Source organism: Phyllobacterium sp. CCNWLW183 (assembly GCF_037203775.1).
GTDB classification, from domain to species: domain Bacteria; phylum Pseudomonadota; class Alphaproteobacteria; order Rhizobiales; family Rhizobiaceae; genus Phyllobacterium; species Phyllobacterium ifriqiyense.
In genome coordinates, this window is record NZ_JBBCBN010000009.1 from 38967 (window position 1) to 56262 (window position 17296).

Annotated in this window: 18 protein-coding genes and 1 tRNA gene; 11 read left to right on the top strand and 8 right to left on the bottom strand. The window is 52.3% G+C overall.

The annotated features are described in order from the left end of the window. Nucleotide 1: 1 nt before the first annotated feature. Nucleotides 2-78, top strand: a tRNA-Arg gene (locus tag V9K95_RS19425). A 29-nt stretch (nt 79-107) separates the two neighbouring features. Here the strand turns inward: V9K95_RS19425 and V9K95_RS19430 are convergent. Continuing rightward, on the bottom strand, nt 108-350 hold the full coding sequence (locus tag V9K95_RS19430; RefSeq protein WP_115051760.1) for a hypothetical protein: 243 nt from the start codon (nt 348-350) through the stop codon (nt 108-110). 313 nt (nt 351-663) lie between these two features. Beyond that, nucleotides 664-1296, bottom strand: a complete 633-nt coding sequence (locus tag V9K95_RS19435; protein WP_115051759.1) for a LysE family transporter — start codon at nt 1294-1296, stop codon at nt 664-666. Between V9K95_RS19435 and V9K95_RS19440 the strand changes: the two genes are divergently transcribed. Then, the gene (locus V9K95_RS19440) at nt 1290-1556 is read left to right on the top strand and encodes a hypothetical protein (RefSeq protein ID WP_336441902.1); all 267 of its coding nucleotides are present in this window, start codon (nt 1290-1292) and stop codon (nt 1554-1556) included. The two genes, V9K95_RS19435 and V9K95_RS19440, sit on opposite strands and share 7 nt — an antisense overlap. A gap of 19 nt (nt 1557-1575) precedes the next feature. Continuing rightward, on the top strand, nt 1576-2562 hold the full coding sequence (locus V9K95_RS19445; RefSeq protein ID WP_115051758.1) for an MlaD family protein: 987 nt from the start codon (nt 1576-1578) through the stop codon (nt 2560-2562). 8 nt (nt 2563-2570) lie between these two features. On the opposite strand, the gene V9K95_RS19450 is transcribed toward V9K95_RS19445, so the two are convergent. Continuing rightward, a complete protein-coding gene (locus V9K95_RS19450; protein ID WP_162802410.1) occupies nt 2571-2723 on the bottom strand; it encodes a hypothetical protein in 153 nt (50 codons plus the stop codon). A gap of 504 nt (nt 2724-3227) precedes the next feature. Continuing rightward, nucleotides 3228-3560, bottom strand: coding sequence for a hypothetical protein (locus tag V9K95_RS19455; RefSeq protein WP_162802409.1), 333 nt, complete (start codon nt 3558-3560; stop codon nt 3228-3230). Between the two features lie 499 nt (nt 3561-4059). On the opposite strand from V9K95_RS19455, the gene V9K95_RS19460 reads away from it, so the two are divergent. Further along, nucleotides 4060-4398, top strand: a complete 339-nt coding sequence (locus V9K95_RS19460) for a hypothetical protein (RefSeq protein ID WP_115051756.1) — start codon at nt 4060-4062, stop codon at nt 4396-4398. A gap of 84 nt (nt 4399-4482) precedes the next feature. Here the strand turns inward: V9K95_RS19460 and copM are convergent, their stop codons facing one another. Both copM and V9K95_RS19470 read right to left on the bottom strand, forming a co-directional pair. Continuing rightward, nucleotides 4483-4869, bottom strand: a complete 387-nt coding sequence (copM, locus tag V9K95_RS19465) for a CopM family metallochaperone (protein ID WP_115051755.1) — start codon at nt 4867-4869, stop codon at nt 4483-4485. Between the two features lie 77 nt (nt 4870-4946). Then, complete coding sequence (locus tag V9K95_RS19470) at nt 4947-6116, bottom strand: cystathionine beta-lyase (protein ID WP_336441901.1); 1170 nt, start codon at nt 6114-6116, stop codon at nt 4947-4949. A gap of 95 nt (nt 6117-6211) precedes the next feature. Between V9K95_RS19470 and V9K95_RS19475 the strand changes: the two genes are divergently transcribed. From V9K95_RS19475 to V9K95_RS19495, 5 genes are all read left to right on the top strand, one after another. Further along, entirely contained in the window at nt 6212-6976 is a 765-nt protein-coding gene (locus V9K95_RS19475) for a phosphatase PAP2 family protein (RefSeq protein WP_115051753.1), read from the top strand. 393 nt (nt 6977-7369) lie between these two features. Further along, nucleotides 7370-8398, top strand: a complete 1029-nt coding sequence (locus tag V9K95_RS19480; RefSeq protein WP_115051751.1) for an amino acid ABC transporter substrate-binding protein — start codon at nt 7370-7372, stop codon at nt 8396-8398. 106 nt (nt 8399-8504) lie between these two features. Next, nucleotides 8505-9698, top strand: coding sequence for an amino acid ABC transporter permease (locus tag V9K95_RS19485; protein ID WP_307284121.1), 1194 nt, complete (start codon nt 8505-8507; stop codon nt 9696-9698). Nucleotides 9699-9700: 2 nt separating this feature from the next. After that, entirely contained in the window at nt 9701-10858 is a 1158-nt protein-coding gene (locus V9K95_RS19490; protein ID WP_115051749.1) for an amino acid ABC transporter permease, read from the top strand. A gap of 12 nt (nt 10859-10870) precedes the next feature. After that, nucleotides 10871-11674, top strand: coding sequence for an amino acid ABC transporter ATP-binding protein (locus V9K95_RS19495; RefSeq protein ID WP_115051748.1), 804 nt, complete (start codon nt 10871-10873; stop codon nt 11672-11674). 133 nt (nt 11675-11807) lie between these two features. Here the strand turns inward: V9K95_RS19495 and V9K95_RS19500 are convergent, their stop codons facing one another. Beyond that, nucleotides 11808-13070, bottom strand: a complete 1263-nt coding sequence (locus V9K95_RS19500; RefSeq protein WP_336441900.1) for an FAD-dependent monooxygenase — start codon at nt 13068-13070, stop codon at nt 11808-11810. Further along, on the bottom strand, nt 13067-13312 hold the full coding sequence (locus V9K95_RS19505) for a zinc-finger domain-containing protein (RefSeq protein ID WP_115051746.1): 246 nt from the start codon (nt 13310-13312) through the stop codon (nt 13067-13069). The genes V9K95_RS19500 and V9K95_RS19505 overlap by 4 nt, the downstream gene beginning before the upstream one ends. A gap of 181 nt (nt 13313-13493) precedes the next feature. Between V9K95_RS19505 and V9K95_RS19510 the strand changes: the two genes are divergently transcribed. Both V9K95_RS19510 and ppx read left to right on the top strand, forming a co-directional pair. Then, nucleotides 13494-15686 (top strand): RNA degradosome polyphosphate kinase, encoded by a 2193-nt coding sequence (locus V9K95_RS19510; RefSeq protein ID WP_115051745.1) that lies wholly within the window; start codon nt 13494-13496, stop codon nt 15684-15686. A 58-nt stretch (nt 15687-15744) separates the two neighbouring features. Further along, entirely contained in the window at nt 15745-17256 is a 1512-nt protein-coding gene (gene ppx, locus V9K95_RS19515; protein WP_115051744.1) for an exopolyphosphatase, read from the top strand. Nucleotides 17257-17296: the final 40 nt, after the last annotated feature.

Here is a 17296-nt window from a genome sequence, read left to right on the forward strand (position 1 = left end):
TGGTCCCGTAGCTCAGCTGGATAGAGCACCGGCCTTCTAAGCCGACGGTCACTGGTTCGAATCCAGTCGGGATCGCCACTTCTTCAAAATTCAATATTTATGGATGTTCAGGTTTCTTTGGGCTCGGCAATAAGGCCGTTTTTCTGATCGTGCCGCGATATTATTTCTCGTAAATGATGCGATAGCCGCCGATAATGATCTGCTGTCTGTAAAGATATATCTTCTTTTTGCCCGTCGCGAGACGATCGAAATACTTTTTCTTGGCCGCTTTCCAAACGGATAATCCGCTCCTCGTGTTCCCGGACGGCTTTTCTCAGTCTTTCAACAAACTCGCTATGCATAATTCCCATATAACGGCTCCGAGAAAATCCATTATCCAATATAATCGATTCTGCGCATGACACGGATATTGATGTCATTGCACCGGTCTGCCTGCGAACGCAGATCCCCCGCCCACCTCGATATGACAATTTCCTCCTGGGTACCTTGATGAATATCAAGGCGAGGTGAAAGCTGTTGTCATAATACTTAAAATTGTATGCATTCCATGTCGAGGTTTATTTAACCCCATTTTCACAATGTCCTGCCGCTTGCATTGCTGCGCTATAGAGCGCATTCCCCAGGAATCGCCTTTATGAAGTACCATGAAAACGGCGTTTCGCGTCAGCTTGCGCGTCGGTAGAAGGCGAGAGACCCGGCAAGGGCCAGCAATGCGCCGCCACAAATCCGGTCCAGCCACAATGCGCCTGATTGCTTCAACAGCTTGACCGCGCGTGACCCAAGCAGTGCATAGCCAAACATGACAATGGCGTCGATCATTGCAAAGGTCAGTGCCAGCGCCAGATATTGTGGAAATTGGGGCTGATCAAGCACAACGAATTGAGGCAGGAACGCCGAAAAGAACAGGTAACCCTTGGGATTGGTAATAGCGACAAAGAAGCTCTTGAGGAGCACCGAGCGGGAAGAGGGGCCTCCGCCAGCCTCCCTATGCGAATTCGTAACCTCGAGCGTTCCTCTGGACCGCAAAAGCATGATCCCGAGGAAGGTCAGGTATCCAACGCCTATCCATTTGACCACGGAAAACCAGAATTCGGATGCAGCCAAAAGCGCGCCCAAGCCAAGGGCCACTGCCCCGATGAGCACGAAGTCTGAAAGAACTGCTCCCACCATGCCCACGCTTGCTGTTCGAAGGCCGTAGCGCGAACCATTGGTCAGTGCCAGTAATACTGTCGGCCCCGGCGTGGCTATGCCTATGAACGCCACCAATGCGAAAGCCAAAATCGTCAAACTTGTCATCATCTATCCCCCATACGTCAGAACATGGTGACCTCATTCTTGCCCGCCATCAACATAAAATTAAGCCAGCCACAACGCTTCCTGTTCGCAAAATCACCAGCGCCGCCATGTCGGAACTTATCGGTGTCGGGAGAATTGAAGTCTTCAACAGGGTGCGCAAGCTCTCCGGCAGAACGATACTATTTGAGCAAGAACGCGCTCCGGTGTCCTTCGCCATTGATTTGCCGTGGCTTAAAGCGGTAATGCTGACCGATGAATGACGGAGTTGCCAGATAATACATGGAAACCAAAGCCAATTATTTTATCGTGGCGGTCTTTACGGTCGTGGTGGCGCTTCTGGCGGCGGGGTTCTTTTACTGGATCGGACGTTATGGCGAGCGGCGCGATACGAGCACGCTTGAAATCAGAGTTCCAGGCTCCGTGACTGGTCTTACCGTCAAAAGCCCGGTTTTCTTCAATGGCCTGAAAGTTGGTGGGGTAAGCAGGCTTTTTATTGATCAGGAAAATCCTGATGCGGTTATCGTTCAGACTGAAATTGCTTCCACGACGCCGATCACCCGCTCGACAGTGGCAACCTTGGCTTTCGAAATACTTGCTGGCGCTGCACGTATCGAGCTAACCGGAGGCAAGTCCTATGAGCCAAAGCTGCTTGAAGAAGCTGCCAAGGAGGACACGGTTGCACGCGTCGATGTCGATCCAAGTTCGTTGAAAACGCTTGTCCAGACCGCGCAGGACTGGATCGAGCGTGTGGACAAGGCAACTGACGTTACCGAGCGCTACATAGAACAGGCGCGGGGCCCATTGCTTGAAAGCGTTCGCAGCGCCAAGGCTTTTTCCGAAGATTTGGCCAGCAGCACTGAAACCATTGATGAATATGGCCGCAAGGCGCAAAAGCTGGAAACAACAATGCATGATGCACGCGATGTAATTTCGCGCGTCAACAAGGCTTCGACGAAGGTCGATGAGACTTTGCTAAAGGTTGATAAACAGCTTTCCAATGACAAGGACAGCATGGTCAGCGAAATACGCGGCAAACTTGAGGATTATCAGAAACAGGCAAAGGAACTGGATGCGCGCCTGCAAGCGATTGCAGGCAATCTTGACACTCTGACCGGTGAAAAGCTCCGCAACGCCCAGAAAGTGATTTCTGAAAGCCGTCGTGCCGTTGAACGTATTGAGAGGGGTGTTACAAACTTCCAGGACGATCCGCAAAAGTTGCTTTTTGGCGAGGACGATACCGTTCCGGAATATACACCAAAGCGCTGACCGAAAGGTCAGGGCTGATTAAAAGAATTCCAGTATCCGCCATATTGGTGGCCCAGATATAATACGATGGGGATGATAATAAGAAAAAGAATGAGATAGCCCCAAACCGGCGTCAGGTAGGGCGCATAATCGTCTTTTTCTTTGTCACCCTCGTCCATCATGGCTTCAGCTGCCTATCCGTAGGTATTACAGCTAACAAATACGTCGAAATAGAAAGATGCGCCGCGCAAACCAAGCCGCACAGCGCACGCTTCTATAATATATCACAATGCTCCTTGAAGCGTATGCGCCACAAGCACCTATAATTATTTAGAATGCTGCTTGAAACGCCGGTGAGTGAAACCACCTTTGGCGCGTTTCAATATATCCGACAGCTTATTGCTGCTAGCCGGCTTGGTAGGCATTTCCGAGCGAACCTTCTGCAATATTTGTGGGGTCGCGCAGCTTGCATTATGGGGCGTATGAAGGGTCACTTCTCCCATGTTTGTCACTCCCTGAAGAAGAGTAAATATTAGCCGGTTTAAGCCGGTACTCTCCACCCGAACAAGCAGAATACGCCCAATTAATTATTGGCACAATAAATTTTGACATAAGGGATCGATCAGCGCCTGCCGATACATTCAACATGCTGTGATAGCGGTATAGGCAGACACGGCTGGGAAGCTTTAGGCTGGCGCTCCGCATTTTCTGCGATCAATCGAACGGCTCATCGACTCAATCTGACCTTGCAGCGCTCCGGCCTTTTTCTGATTTTCGGTACGATAATCCGGCAGGACGGGACCAAGACCGACAATCACGTCCGGGTCCTGATAGCCTTGGCCATTGGTAAGGCGGCTGACTTCCGCCATGGCCTGGCTGCGCTGTGCAATCAGGGCCGGGCATTGAACCGTGTCATAGCGCAGCGACGAAATTTTCTCGTTATCAAGCTGTCCCTGGATATTCCCGCAACCTGCAAGCAGGGCGGTGAACATGATTACTGGAAAGAGCCTCGTTCTCATATGCCAATATCCTCGATGGTGGGCAGCGGGACATGAATGGGGCAATGAGTTTGTTTTGGCAAGGCGAAACGCGGGTAATCTGCATCAAATTACCAGTTATGGTTGCGTATGTGCCGGAAACACCATCTCGCTTGGTGCATAAATCGATCCCGCAGCGGAAAGCCACTGGTTGATCCTTCGCTGGGTCAGATCGCTTACCCGTCAACTCAAGAGTATAAAGCCCCCGCATTTCTTTAAACATCGTCACACTCAGTCTAAACGATTGAATTATTTGGCGGGTCGAGAAGGAAAACTCAATAATATTAGGCTTTTGGCAAAATTAAATAAGAGTGCAGATTAATAATGAACAGTAAGCCCAGTGCTATCGTTTGATTTAATTAAAAAACTCGATTGAATAAGTATGGATTAACAGTTTTGGCTTGCGGTCCATGGCATGTCGCACGTATGATTCTGTTTCCGGGAGCCCCCGGCAGTGCAACACAAAAGTGAGGAGACAGGAATGCCTGGTTTGCTGCACCCACTTCATGAAGGCCATGCGCCTATCATCTTGCATAACGCCTTTCAGGACGCGATTGACGCCTTGGAAGACTGGGAACTCGGCAGGGACGAACCCGTAATAGACGTCAATGAGAGACAGGTTGCTATCAGCACTGTGTTCCGGCGTTTGGGAACCTGTACGGACATACTCCCAGCGCGCACACTGGCTGTCGTGGAGGATCTTTTGCCTTTGCGTTCAGCCGAATTCAAAGCCGGTACATCGACTTATGCCGATGCCGCCTATAGCCTTTGGGAACTCTGCCTGCAGAAGCGCGCTGCAAGCAATGAAATACGCCAATAGGCTAAACCGACAGTTTGCGTAAAAACACCCGCCGGTCAGTTCAGACCAGCGGGTGTTTTCTTACGTCGCTGAAAGGACCAGCTATTAGCCGCCATTTTTCTCCAGCCAGGCCTTCATATCTTTGATTTCGCCTTCTTGAGCGGCGATGATCGTTTCGGCCAGCTTGCGGATTTCGGCGTCCTTGCCATATTCGAGTTCAACCTTTGCCATGTCGATCGCACCTTGGTGGTGGGCAATCATTCCGAGAACGAAATCCTTATCGGCATTGCCTGTGAACTCGATGGCCATATCCTTGTGCATTTTCGTATTGGCTTCCACGAACGCTTTTGAGGAGGGGGACTGATCACCCTTCTGCGCCTTCATGGAATCCTGTTTCATGGCCTCGTGCCCGCTATGCTCCTGCGCCAAAGCAGGCGAGGCAAAAGCGACGAGGCAGATGAGGGCAGCATTTCGGATGAGTTTCAAAGTCATGATTCAGTCTTTCATCTAAATGATAGTGGCGCTGTTTGATAACAGCCGTTGCTCATCACATTGAAATCAACTTCGGGTTATGCGGCGCGCGCGGCCGCTAATCCTTTGGCAATATCGGCAATCAAATCTTCCCTGTCTTCCAATCCGATCTGCAACCGGATAACGGTCCCTGCATAGTTCTTGCCGGTGATCTGCCTGTCGTTGAGCCGGACATGAACAGCCAGACTTGCAAAACCGCCCCATGAATAGCCCAGGCCGAATATCTCAAGCGCATCCAGAAAAGCGTGCGCCTGTGCCTTGCCGCCCTCAATGACAATCGAAAAAACGCCGCCGCCGCCCGTAAAGTCGCGCTTGTAAATTTCGTGTCCCGCATGACTTGGCAGGGCCGGATGCAGAACTTCCAGAACGCCATCCTGCTTTTCCAGCCATTCGGCAATTGCCAGCGCATTTTCTGCATGCCGTTCCATCCGCAGCCCCATGGTCCGCAAGCCGCGCAGAACCTGATAGGCATCATCACCACTGACGCATAGACCCAGCGCCGTATAGGTCTGCTCCAATGTCTTGAAGTGTTTTTCATTGGCGGAGACTGTGCCCATTAAAATATCCGCATGGCCGGAGGGATATTTGGTCACGGCGTGAATCGAAATATCAACGCCATAGTCCAAGGCCTTGAAATGAATCGGTGTTGCCCAGGTATTGTCCATCATAACCACGGCCCCGGCTGCGTGTGCCTTTTCGGCAATTGCCGGAATATCCTGCATCTCGAACGTGTTTGAGCCGGGCGATTCGGTGAAGACCACTTTGGTGTTTGGCTTAATGAGCTTTTCAATGCCGGCACCGATGAGCGGATCGTAATATTCGACTTCAACACCCAGTCTTTTCAACGTTGTGTTGCAAAAATAATGTGTATTGCCGTAGCAACTATCGACCATCAGCAGATGATCACCCGGCGAAAGGAAGGCCAAAAGTGGCAGCGTTACCGCCAATAGGCCGGATGGAACGAGCAGCGTGCCAGCCGATCCCTCAAGCTCGTCGATAGCGCGGCAAAGCGCGTCTGTGGTCGGTGTTCCGTGGGTGGCATATGTGTAGGGCTGATTGCCCGTTGCCATGGTCTGCGCGTCCGGAAACAGCACGGTTGAAGCATGCACGACCGGCGGGTTGACGAAACCATGATAGTCGGTGGGATCATAGCCGCCATGTGCAAGTCTCGTATTTATCCCAAGTTTTGAACGAGATTGCTTATCCATGACAGGTCCTCCAAATTGTCGGCTTAATTTTAGGCTTGTAGGGTTACGTCGATAATCGCACTGCATGACGGTTGCAACAGGAGAAGGATTTTTGATTGGCTGATACATCGTCCATCGCGCAACGATTGAATCGTTCTCTTGCCCGCTATTTGCATGTCGTCACCGCGCGTCCACATCCGGATGGAGCGGCGGCCTGGACGAGATCAATGTCCATGGCGGTCGCGTTGATCGTCTTTCTTGTACTGTCACTGCATCCTTATGACGAGTATTTGTCGCGCATGTTCACATCGCCGGACAGTGATCTACGCAATCTGCGCTTGATTACAGATATCGGACTGTCAAAATGGTATGTAATTCCGGCCTTCATTATCATTGTCTGCCTGATCGCGATTGATTGGCAGCATTTGCCAGTCCCTCGGCGAAAGCGGCTGCATCTCGTTTACACGCAGGCAACCTATGCCTTTTGGGCAATCTCTCTGGCCGGAACATGTACCGCTATTGCCAAATTCTTTATCGGTAGAGCCCGCCCACCCTTCATTGATACGCTTGGCACGGGTCATTTTTCTCCATTTGCAGGTGGTGATGATCTTGCCAGCTTTCCTTCCGGCCATTCAACCACCATGGGGGCTGTCGGGGCGATACTGGCTTTATGGTTTCCCCGCTGGCGGCTTCCGATCATCCTTGCCACCATGTTCATCGCTTTTACCCGAATCGTTGCACAGGCGCATTATCCGACCGATACCGTGGCGGGCTATAGTATTGGCTTCCTCGTCGCGATAACGCTGGCCAGATTTCTTGCTCGCCGCCACGTTATTTTTCGTTGTGAACGGGGTCGATTTTTCCCGGTTATAGGCTCGTGAATACTTTGCGGCAGTAGTGATTCCATACAGCATCATGGAAATACATCGCGGCATGAGTGCTTTGCGGTCCAATGAGAGCTTGCAATAACCAGTGCTGATCTACTGAGTCCGAATTTCCGGCTTTGGCCGCGAATTTGAAAATTTTGCGCCCGTTTTCATCGAAAAAAGAAAAACTGAGTAGAAAATCAGCGGTTTTTCGCTTCGCGTGCAGCAATTTTGACGTTCTTGCTTCAAAATTGAGCAAATATTCTCCCTTGACCAAACCCTCAGAATGCCCTTCGATAGATAGGTGAATGGGAGAGGCATTGGGGCCCTTTTCGGGGCTGGGGTAAATAAACCGATGTAAACTTACCTCTCTGGGAACGACTACAACAACCAAAGGGCAAATTAATTATGAAAAATCTTGTTTTGAAGGGCGTACTGGCGGCTTCGGCGTTGGTCCTTCTTGCCAACGTCGCTTCAGCAACAGTGCTTGAAGATGTAAAGAAGAAGGGCTTCTTGCAGTGCGGCGTTAACACAGGTCTTCCTGGCTTTGCAGCGCCGAATGACAAGGGCGAATGGTCTGGTTTTGACGTTGACTATTGTAAGGCTGTTGCTGCTGCTGTGTTTGGCGATGCAAGCAAGGTTAAATATACGCCCTTGTCTGCAAAGGATCGTCTTCCTGCTCTGCAGTCCGGCGAAATCGACGTGTTGATTCGCAACACCACATGGACACTCAGCCGCGATACACAGGGTTTTGATTTCCCGGGCGTCAATTATTATGACGGCCAGGGCTTCATGATCAATGCGAAGAAGCTTTCGGGAATCAACTCCGCGCTTCAACTATCGGGCGCATCGGTATGTGTTCAGGCCGGCACAACGACCGAGCTTAACCTTGCTGATTACTTCCGTACCAATAAGATGGAATACAATCCTGTTGTGTTCGAAAAGGTTGAAGAGGTTAACGCGGCTTACGATTCGGGTCGTTGCGATGCTTACACGACCGACCAGTCTGGTCTTTATGCCTATCGTCTGGCGCTGACTGCTCCTGATGACCATGTTGTTCTGCCGGAAATCATTTCCAAGGAGCCACTTGGACCGGTTGTCCGTCAGGGCGATCCACAATGGGCCGATATCATTCGCTGGACTCATTACGCCCTGTTGACTGCTGAAGAATTCGGTATCACCCAGGCCAATGTCGAAGAGTTGAAGAATGGTGAAAACCCTGAAGTCAAGCGTATCCTTGGTCAGGAAGCCAATACCAAGCTCGGTACAGACCTCGGTTTGACCAATGATTGGGTTATCAACATCGTCAAGGCAGTTGGCAATTACGGCGAGATTTTCGAAAAGAATCTCGGTTCCGGTAGCCCGCTCAAGATTGCTCGCGGCATCAATGCTCAGTGGACCAAGGGTGGCTTGCAATACGCGATGCCAATTCGCTAATCGCATATAGCTAATGATGAAATCGGAGAGGGGGCGCTGGCCTCCTCTCAATTTACTATAATAATAAAAATAATAAGAACAAGAACTTAGCAGAAATGAGGGGCCAATGGCATCGCAGGATATTTCGCCTGGCACAGATAGCGGCAAAGTTTCGCTTTTAAACGACCCAAAATTCCGTGGTTATCTTTTTCAGGCTTTAGCACTGCTTATCATCGTTGTGCTGGGGTACTGGATCGTTAACAACACCATCGCCAATCTTCAGCGCGCGCGGCTCGCTACGGGTTTCGGCTTTCTCGATGGCCGCGCTGGTTTTGATATCAGCAGCAGTCCGTATGTCTCCTATTCCAGTGATTCCACTTTTGCCAAGGCGCTTCTGGTCGGCATTCTGAATACGCTGACTGTGGCGATTGCGGGTATCATCACTGCAACCATTATCGGCTTCATTATCGGTATTGGCCGGCTTTCGCATAACTGGCTTATCCGCAAGATTTGTACGGTTTATGTGGAGCTTTTCCGCAATGTTCCGCCGCTTCTGGTTATTTTCTTCTGGTATTCTGGTGTGCTCGCTGTGTTACCGCAGGCACGCCAAAGCATAGCTCTGCCTTTTGGGACATATCTGAACAATCGCGGATTTTATGTTCCGTCATTGATTATGGGTGAGGGTGCCTGGCTGGCGGGTGTCGCTTTCCTGATAGCTGTCGTGGCGACTTTGCTGGTTCGACGCTGGGCCCATAAGCGTCAGATGGCAACAGGTCAGCCGTTTCCGGTTGGTCTGACAGCGATTGCCCTCATTGTCGGTCTGCCGTTGTTGGCGCTGGCCGTCAAAGGCTTTCCTATGACGTTGGACTATCCAATCCTTGGCGCCTTCAATCTGAAAGGTGGCTCGCAGGTCGGACCTGAGTTTATCTCGCTCTATCTGGCTCTGTCGTTCTATACGGCGGCCTTTATCGCCGAAATCGTCCGGGCTGGCATTCGTGGTGTTGGCAAGGGACAGAGTGAAGCTGCCCATGCTCTCGGCTTACGTGCAGGCACGACAACACGGCTTGTTGTTGTGCCACAGGCAATGCGCATCATCACGCCGCCGCTGGCCAGCCAATATCTGAATCTGACCAAGAACTCCTCACTCGCGATTGCAGCCGGTTATCCGGATCTCTTTGCCGTCGGGGGAACGATCCTGAACCAGACGGGCCGCTCGCTTGAAGTGGTCGTTATTTTCATGATCGTTTACTTGAGCCTCAGTATTCTGACGTCGCTGTTCATGAATTGGTACAACGCCAAAATGGCACTGGTGGAGCGCTGATCATGACAGACACCAATATTAGTTTCGTTCGTCAGGAAATGCTGCAGGGTCAAACTCCGCCCTTGGGTGAACGCGGCATTGTGCGATGGGTGCGGGTTAATTTGCTTGCAACGCCGGTCGATGCTGTTCTGACCGTCTTGGCACTTCTCGTTCTGGCATGGTTTTTACCGCCACTGATCAACTGGCTATTTATTCAAGCTGCGTGGGTCGGGCCGAACAGGTCGGTATGTGCGACCGTGGCACAGGGAGGTTTGCAGCCAGATGGCTGGTCCGGCGCATGCTGGGCCTTCGTGAACGCCAAATTCGGCCAGTTCATGTATGGTCCTTACCCCATTGACCAACGTTGGCGGGTCAATCTTGTGGGCATCATGTTCGTTGCCCTCCTGATTCCACTTCTGATTCCAAAAGCGCCCTACAAGGTACTGAATGCGATCGTCTTCTTTTTCGTATTCCCGATCGTCGCATTCTTCCTGCTGGTCGGTGGCTGGTTCGGCCTTCCCTATGTCGAAACCTCCGTTTGGGGTGGCCTGCTGGTTACGCTGGTTATTTCCTTCGTTGGTATTTCCGTCTCGCTTCCTCTCGGCATAGCACTGGCACTTGGACGGCGCTCGAAAATGCCGGTCATCAAGATGCTGTGCGTCATTTTTATCGAAATGGTGCGTGGTATTCCGCTGGTGACGGTCCTGTTCATGGCCAGCTATATGCTGCCATTGTTCCTGCCGCCGGGCGTTTCATTCGATAAGTTCCTGCGGGCGCTGATCGGTGTTGCGCTGTTCGCTTCGGCCTATATGGCGGAGGTGGTGCGTGGTGGTCTGCAAGCCATCCCGAAAGGGCAATATGAAGGTGCGGATTCGCTTGGACTCGGTTACTGGCAGAAAACTGGCCTCATCATTCTGCCACAGGCGTTGAAACTGGTAATCCCAGGTATCGTCAACACCTTTATCGGTCTGTTCAAGGATACATCGCTTGTTTCGATCATCAGCATGTTCGATTTGCTCGGGACGGTGCGTCAGCACTTCAACGATACAAATTGGTCATCGCCGCAAACCCCCATGTCCGGTCTGGTTTTTGCCGGTTTCGTCTTCTGGATTTTCTGCTTCGGCATGTCGCGCTATTCCATCTTCATGGAAAATCGTCTCGACACTGGCCACAAACGTTAGGAGCATACGTATATGACAACTGAAAACATTATCGACCCGGAAGAAATCCACGTCGACCATTCGCTCCTGCAAGTCTCCACGACAGACGTTGCCGTTGAGATCATCAATATGAACAAATGGTACGGGGATTTTCATGTTCTGAAGGACATCAATCTCAAGGTGATGCGCGGCGAGCGCATCGTCATTGCTGGTCCGTCCGGTTCAGGTAAGTCGACCATGATCCGCTGCATCAACCGTTTGGAAGAGCATCAGAGCGGTAAGATTCTCGTTGACGGTATCGAACTTACCAACGATCTGAAAAAGATCGACGAAGTTCGGCGCGAAGTCGGCATGGTGTTCCAGCATTTCAATCTATTCCCACATTTGACTATCCTGGAAAACTGCACGCTGGCCCCAATCTGGGTACGCAAGATGCCGAAGAAGAAGGCGGACGAAATTGCGATGCACTTTCTTGAGCGCGTCAAAATCCCCGAACAGGCCAATAAATATCCGGGTCAGCTTTCCGGTGGTCAGCAGCAACGCGTAGCCATTGCCCGTTCGCTCTGCATGAATCCACGCATCATGCTGTTTGATGAGCCGACGTCGGCCCTTGATCCGGAAATGATCAAGGAAGTGCTCGACACAATGGTGCAGCTTGCTGAAGAAGGCATGACCATGGTTTGCGTAACCCACGAAATGGGCTTTGCGCGCCAGGTTGCAAATCGCGTTATCTTCATGGATCAGGGCCAGATCGTTGAACAGAACGCCCCTGCCGAGTTCTTTGATAATCCGCAGCACGAACGCACGAAGCTATTCCTCAGCCAGATTCTTCATTGAGATAGTTTTCTGCAATGTTACCAAACGGCGGCCTTATGGCCGCCTGTTTGATACTGCAATCCATTTTTCTTATATTTGGCCTGCAAGCCCTTTTGGGCGCTCATGACCCTCGCTTCGGCGAGGGTTTTTGCATTCAAATCTGGCCATCATATCCATAGAGCCAATCCAGCCCTTCGATAAACTTTTCGGCAGGGCGTTTGCGCATAACCATATTGCGCGCCATGGCGATTGGCCCCTTGGCATGATAGGCGAGCTGGTTCATCGCGCCGCGCCGCACCACTGCTTTGATACGTTTGCTGCGGGTCTTGTCAAACGCGTCTAAAGCCGATGGCCATGCTGCGATATTTTCCCCCAAGGCAGATGCCAGCGCCCACGCATCCTCGATGGCCATGGCCGCTCCCTGCGCTGCATATGGCGTCATCGCGTGGGCAGCATCCCCGATCAGCACCAGGCGATCCTTTATCCGGTATCGGCATTTACGCTGCTCAAACAATGGCCATGAAGTCCAAGGTCTTCCCGCCAGCATGATGTCGCGAATACCGGGATGCCAAAGATTGAATTCCCGGATAAAATTTTGGCTTGGCGTTTCCGGCACAGCCCCAGCGTCCCATCGCCGTCCGCCTTGGCGATCCGGGGCAACAGCAATGAAATTGAACATTTCACCGGAACGTATCGGGTAGGCGACCAGATGAGCGTTTGAACCAACCCAGGCAACAACATTGATGCCCTGAGGCAGCAGGGACGTGAAGCTCTTTGGCAACTGGTCAGCGGCGATGGTCGAACGCCAGGCAATCGTCGATGTATAGCGCGCGCGCTCCATGTCGGACATGGCAGTGCGCATATTCGACCAGACGCCGTCGGCACCTACGAGCAAAGCCCCGCGATGTTCCTCGATACGATCGTGATATTGAACGCGAACGATAATGCCATCTGCGCCAGGCTTGTACTGTGTCACCGCTGATTGCAGCTGGATAGCTATATTGGGCTGGCTTCGCGCCTGTTCCAGCAAGGCATTTTGCAGATCGGCCCGGTGGCAGACAATATAGGGTGAGCCCCATCTCGTGCGGGCCACATGACCAACATCAAGCGAAAGCAACATTTCGCCGCTCGAACCATCTGCAAGACAAATCGCCTGCGGTTCAACCGAGGATGGCGTTAATTGCTCGAGAACACCGAGCCGCTTCAATATCCGCGTGGCATTGGGGGAAAGCTGCACTCCGGCACCGGCTTCGGCCAGGGTCGCGCTTTTCTCAAATATCTGAACTGGAAAACCCTTGGTGCTCAAGGCAAGCGCCAGCGTCAATCCGGCAATGCCAGCACCGGCGATAATAATCTGGTCAGGATTGGGATCGCGCCTGTTTCGTTCGGTCTTTAAATCGATGAGCGATGCGTTCAAGCGGCCCTGTCCACATAGGTGCAACCTGCTGGGACTGTCTCATCGGCATGCAGCGAAGCGTCATAGCGATAAAGCGTGGAGCAATAGGGGCAAACTTTTTCATTGTCATCGCCCAGATCGAGAAACACATGCGGATGGTCGAAAGGCGGGTTGGCACCCACGCACATGAATTCCTTCACGCCGATGGCAATGGTCGCATGTCCTGCGCTGTTCTGGAAATGAGGGATGCTGTGACCAGCCATTTTTCGCTCCTGAATCGTCTCGTCAAATACGCATGTTTGGCATTTGACTTCTCTTTCGCTTCGGTTTGTATCATCCTGATTACGATTTCAAGACGATTGCTATCAAACTGTCAAAAGACTTGTCTATGGTGCGCTCTTAAGTCCGCATTTTGCGGGAAATTTTTTTAGCTGGAGAATATTGATGAACGACCAATCGCCCACCATTCCGCAGCCTGTTGAGAATGTCTCTCTGCCGGATCTGCACACCAGCGTTGATCGCTTCGTCAACCGCGAATTCTCCTGGCTGCAATTTAATCGCCGCGTGCTTGAAGAAGCGCAAAATACCCATCAGCCCTTGCTTGAGCGCCTGCGCTTTCTGTCTATTTCGGCTGCCAATCTGGATGAGTTCTTCATGGTGCGCATTGCCGGTCTGGCCGGGCAGGTGCGCGAAAACGTCTCCAGTCGCAGTGATGATGGACGCACGCCGCAGGAACAGCTGGAATTCGTTCTCGAGGAAGTCGGCAAACTTCAAGCCGCCCAGCAGCTGCGTCTGAGTGCCTTGCGCGAGGAATTGATCAGGGAGAACATCGAAATTGTTCGGCCTGATCGTTTGACCAAAGCTGAGCAGGAATGGCTGGAGGATCATTTTCTCGAAACCATCTATCCTGTGCTAACACCCTTGGCCATTGATCCGGCGCATCCTTTTCCATTTATCCCGAATCTCGGCTTCACCATTGCCATGCTGCTGAACCGCAGCACGGATAACCGCCCAATGACGGCGCTCCTGCGCCTGCCGCAGGCGCTCAAGCGCTTTATCCAGATACCGGATGATAGCGGTCGCTACCGTTTCTTGTCTCTTGAAGATGCGATCAGCCTTTTCACGGGGCGGCTGTTCCCTGGCTATGAGGTCAAGGGTGCCGGCACGTTCCGCATCATCCGTGACAGCGATATTGAAGTTGAGGAAGAGGCGGAAGATCTGGTTCGCCTGTTCGAAAGCGCCCTGAAGCGCCGTCGCCGCGGTCAGGTGATCCGCATCGAATTTGATGATGAAATGCCTGAATCCCTGCGCAGCTTTGTGGCTACGGAGCTGGGTGTGCCAGATAATCGCATCAGCGTGCTTGGCGGTCTGCTTGCGCTCAATATGATTTCGGAAATTGTCAGCATCGCGCGCCCGGACCTGAAGTTTGTTCCTTACAATCCGCGTTTTCCTGAACGTGTGCGGGAACATGGTGGCGACTGCTTCGCAGCGATTCGCGAGAAAGACATCATCGTCCATCACCCTTACGAATCCTTCGATGTCGTGGTGCAATTTCTGCGTCAGGCCGCTGCCGATCCGGATGTCGTTGCAATCAAGCAGACACTTTACCGTACTTCAAATGATAGCCCGATCGTGCGTGCGCTGATTGATGCCGCAGATGCCGGTAAGTCCGTTACTGCCTTGATCGAACTTAAGGCGCGTTTCGATGAAGAGGCCAATATTCGCTGGGCCCGCGATCTGGAGCGCGCTGGCGTACAGGTCGTTTTCGGCTTTATCGAGTTGAAAACCCATGCGAAAATGTCGCTGGTCGTGCGCCGCGAAGAAAACAAGTTGCGCAGCTATGTGCATCTGGGCACCGGCAATTATCACCCCATCACCGCAAAGATTTATACGGATCTGTCGTTCTTCACATGCGAGCCTTCAATTGGCCGCGACGTGGCGCAAATCTTCAACTACATCACAGGCTATACGCCGCCTTCCGGCGAAATGCAGCTTGCCGTTTCCCCGATCACGCTGCGTCCTCGCATTCTTCAGCATATTGCCGAGGAAATCGCCCATGCGAAAGCTGGCCGTCCTGCCGCAATCTGGATGAAAATGAATTCGCTGGTCGATGCGAAGATTATCGATGCGCTTTATGAAGCCAGCAGTGCCGGTGTGGAAATTGATCTCGTCGTGCGTGGCATTTGCTGCCTGCGTCCGCAGGTGCCGGGGCTTTCGGAGAATATTCGCGCAAAGTCCATCGTGGGCCGCTTCCTTGAACACAGCCGTATTTTCTGTTTTGGCAATGGCAAGCCGCTCCCATCGGAAAACGCTCTGGTCTATTTCGGTTCAGCCGATATGATGACCCGTAATCTTGACCGCCGTGTTGAAACTTTGGTGCCCATCACCAATCCAACTGTGCATCAACAGGTTCTTTCACAGATTATGCTGGCAAACCTTCTCGACAACCAGCAGAGTTATGAGCTACTTGCAGATGGAACCTCGCGGCGGATCGCTCCCGCCGATGGGGAGGATGCTTTTAATGCGCAGGAATATTTCATGACCAATCCTAGCCTTTCAGGCCGTGGCAAGTCGCTGAAATCTTCTGCGCCTCGATTGATTGCCCATCGCAAGCGGAAAGCGGCGAAAGAAAAATGAATTTAATTGCGACTTTCTCTGGTGACTGCCGATATACCGGTTTGGGAACCCAGACTTTATGATATCGGCAGCACAGGGACGTGTGCAGGGACGCCGCCCGGCCGCTGTCATCGACATCGGCTCGAATTCCGTGCGTCTTGTGGTTTATGAAGGTGTTACGCGTTCGCCCACGGTTCTTTTCAATGAAAAGATATTGTGTGGACTTGGCAAGGGACTGGTCAAAACCAAAAAGCTGAATGCCAAAGCCGTGCAGAGCGCCTTGCGCGCTCTCCGCCGGTTTCGCGCGCTTGCCGAGCAGGCTGGTGCCGTGTCGCTGGATGTGCTTGCCACTGCCGCCGCACGTGAGGCGGAAAATGGTTCGCAATTTATCCGCGAAGCGGAAGCCATCCTTGAAGAACCCATCAAGGTTCTGTCGGGCCGGGAAGAAGCCTATTATTCGGCGCTTGGCATCATTTCCGGTTTTCATGATCCTGACGGCATTGCGGGCGATCTTGGCGGCGGCAGTCTGGAACTTGTCGACGTCAAAGGCCGTAAAATCGGTGATGGCATAACCTTGCCCCTTGGTGGTCTGCGCCTGCAGGATATGTCTGAAGGCGATTTGACCGAAGCGCTGAGCATCGCTCAAAAAACCCTGGGCACAGCCAAGCTTCTTGCCAATGGCAAGGGCAGGGCCTTTTATGCGGTTGGAGGAACGTGGCGAAACCTTGCCAAGCTGCATATGAGTGCGGAACATTATCCGCTCCACGTCATGCATCATTATGAAATTCCGTTCGAAGAAGCCCAACGCTTCCTCAAGCGCGTTGCTGTCGGTGATGTGGACAATATGCGCGGCATTGAGGATGTCTCAAAAAACCGCCGGGCGCTCTTGTCCTACGGCGCCATTGCATTGCTTGAAACAATCAAGATCATGAAGCCGTCGAAAGTAGTCTTTTCGGCACTTGGCGTGCGTGAGGGCTTTCTCTATTCGCTCTTGCCCGAGAGCGAGCAGTTGAATGACCCGCTCATTTCTGCCGCCGAGGAACTGGCGACACTGCGTGCACGTTCGCCTGCCTATGCGCGTGAACTTGCCGACTGGAGCGGCGATGCTTTCGCGGCGCTGGGTTATAAAGAGACTGATGATGAGAAGCGCTACCGGCGCGCGGCCTGCCTGATTGCAGATATAAGCTGGCGGGCGCATCCCGATTATCGCGGCAGTCAGGCGCTGAACATGATCTCCAATGCCGCTTTTGTCGGCATTGATCATCCTGGCCGCGCCTATATAGCGCTTGCCAATTTCTTCCGTCATGAAGGGGTTGCCAATAGCGTACCGGACCCGGAGCTTGCGGCGATTGCCAGCCCGCGACTTTTGGAGTTCTCGCGTCTTCTGGCCGCCATCATGCGGATTACCTATCCATTTTCGGCTTCCATGTCCGGCGTCGTGCCGTATCTTTCGTGGAAAAACACCTCTGATGGCATCAGCCTTGTGGTGGATAAATCGAAAGCTGATCTCATCGGCGATGTCACCGAAGGACGCTTGCAACAATTGGCAAAGCTCATCGGCAAGCCGCTTAAAATGGAAGTCGGCAAGTAGGCGGCTTTCATTTTTGACTTTTACCGGACCGTCGTTTCTC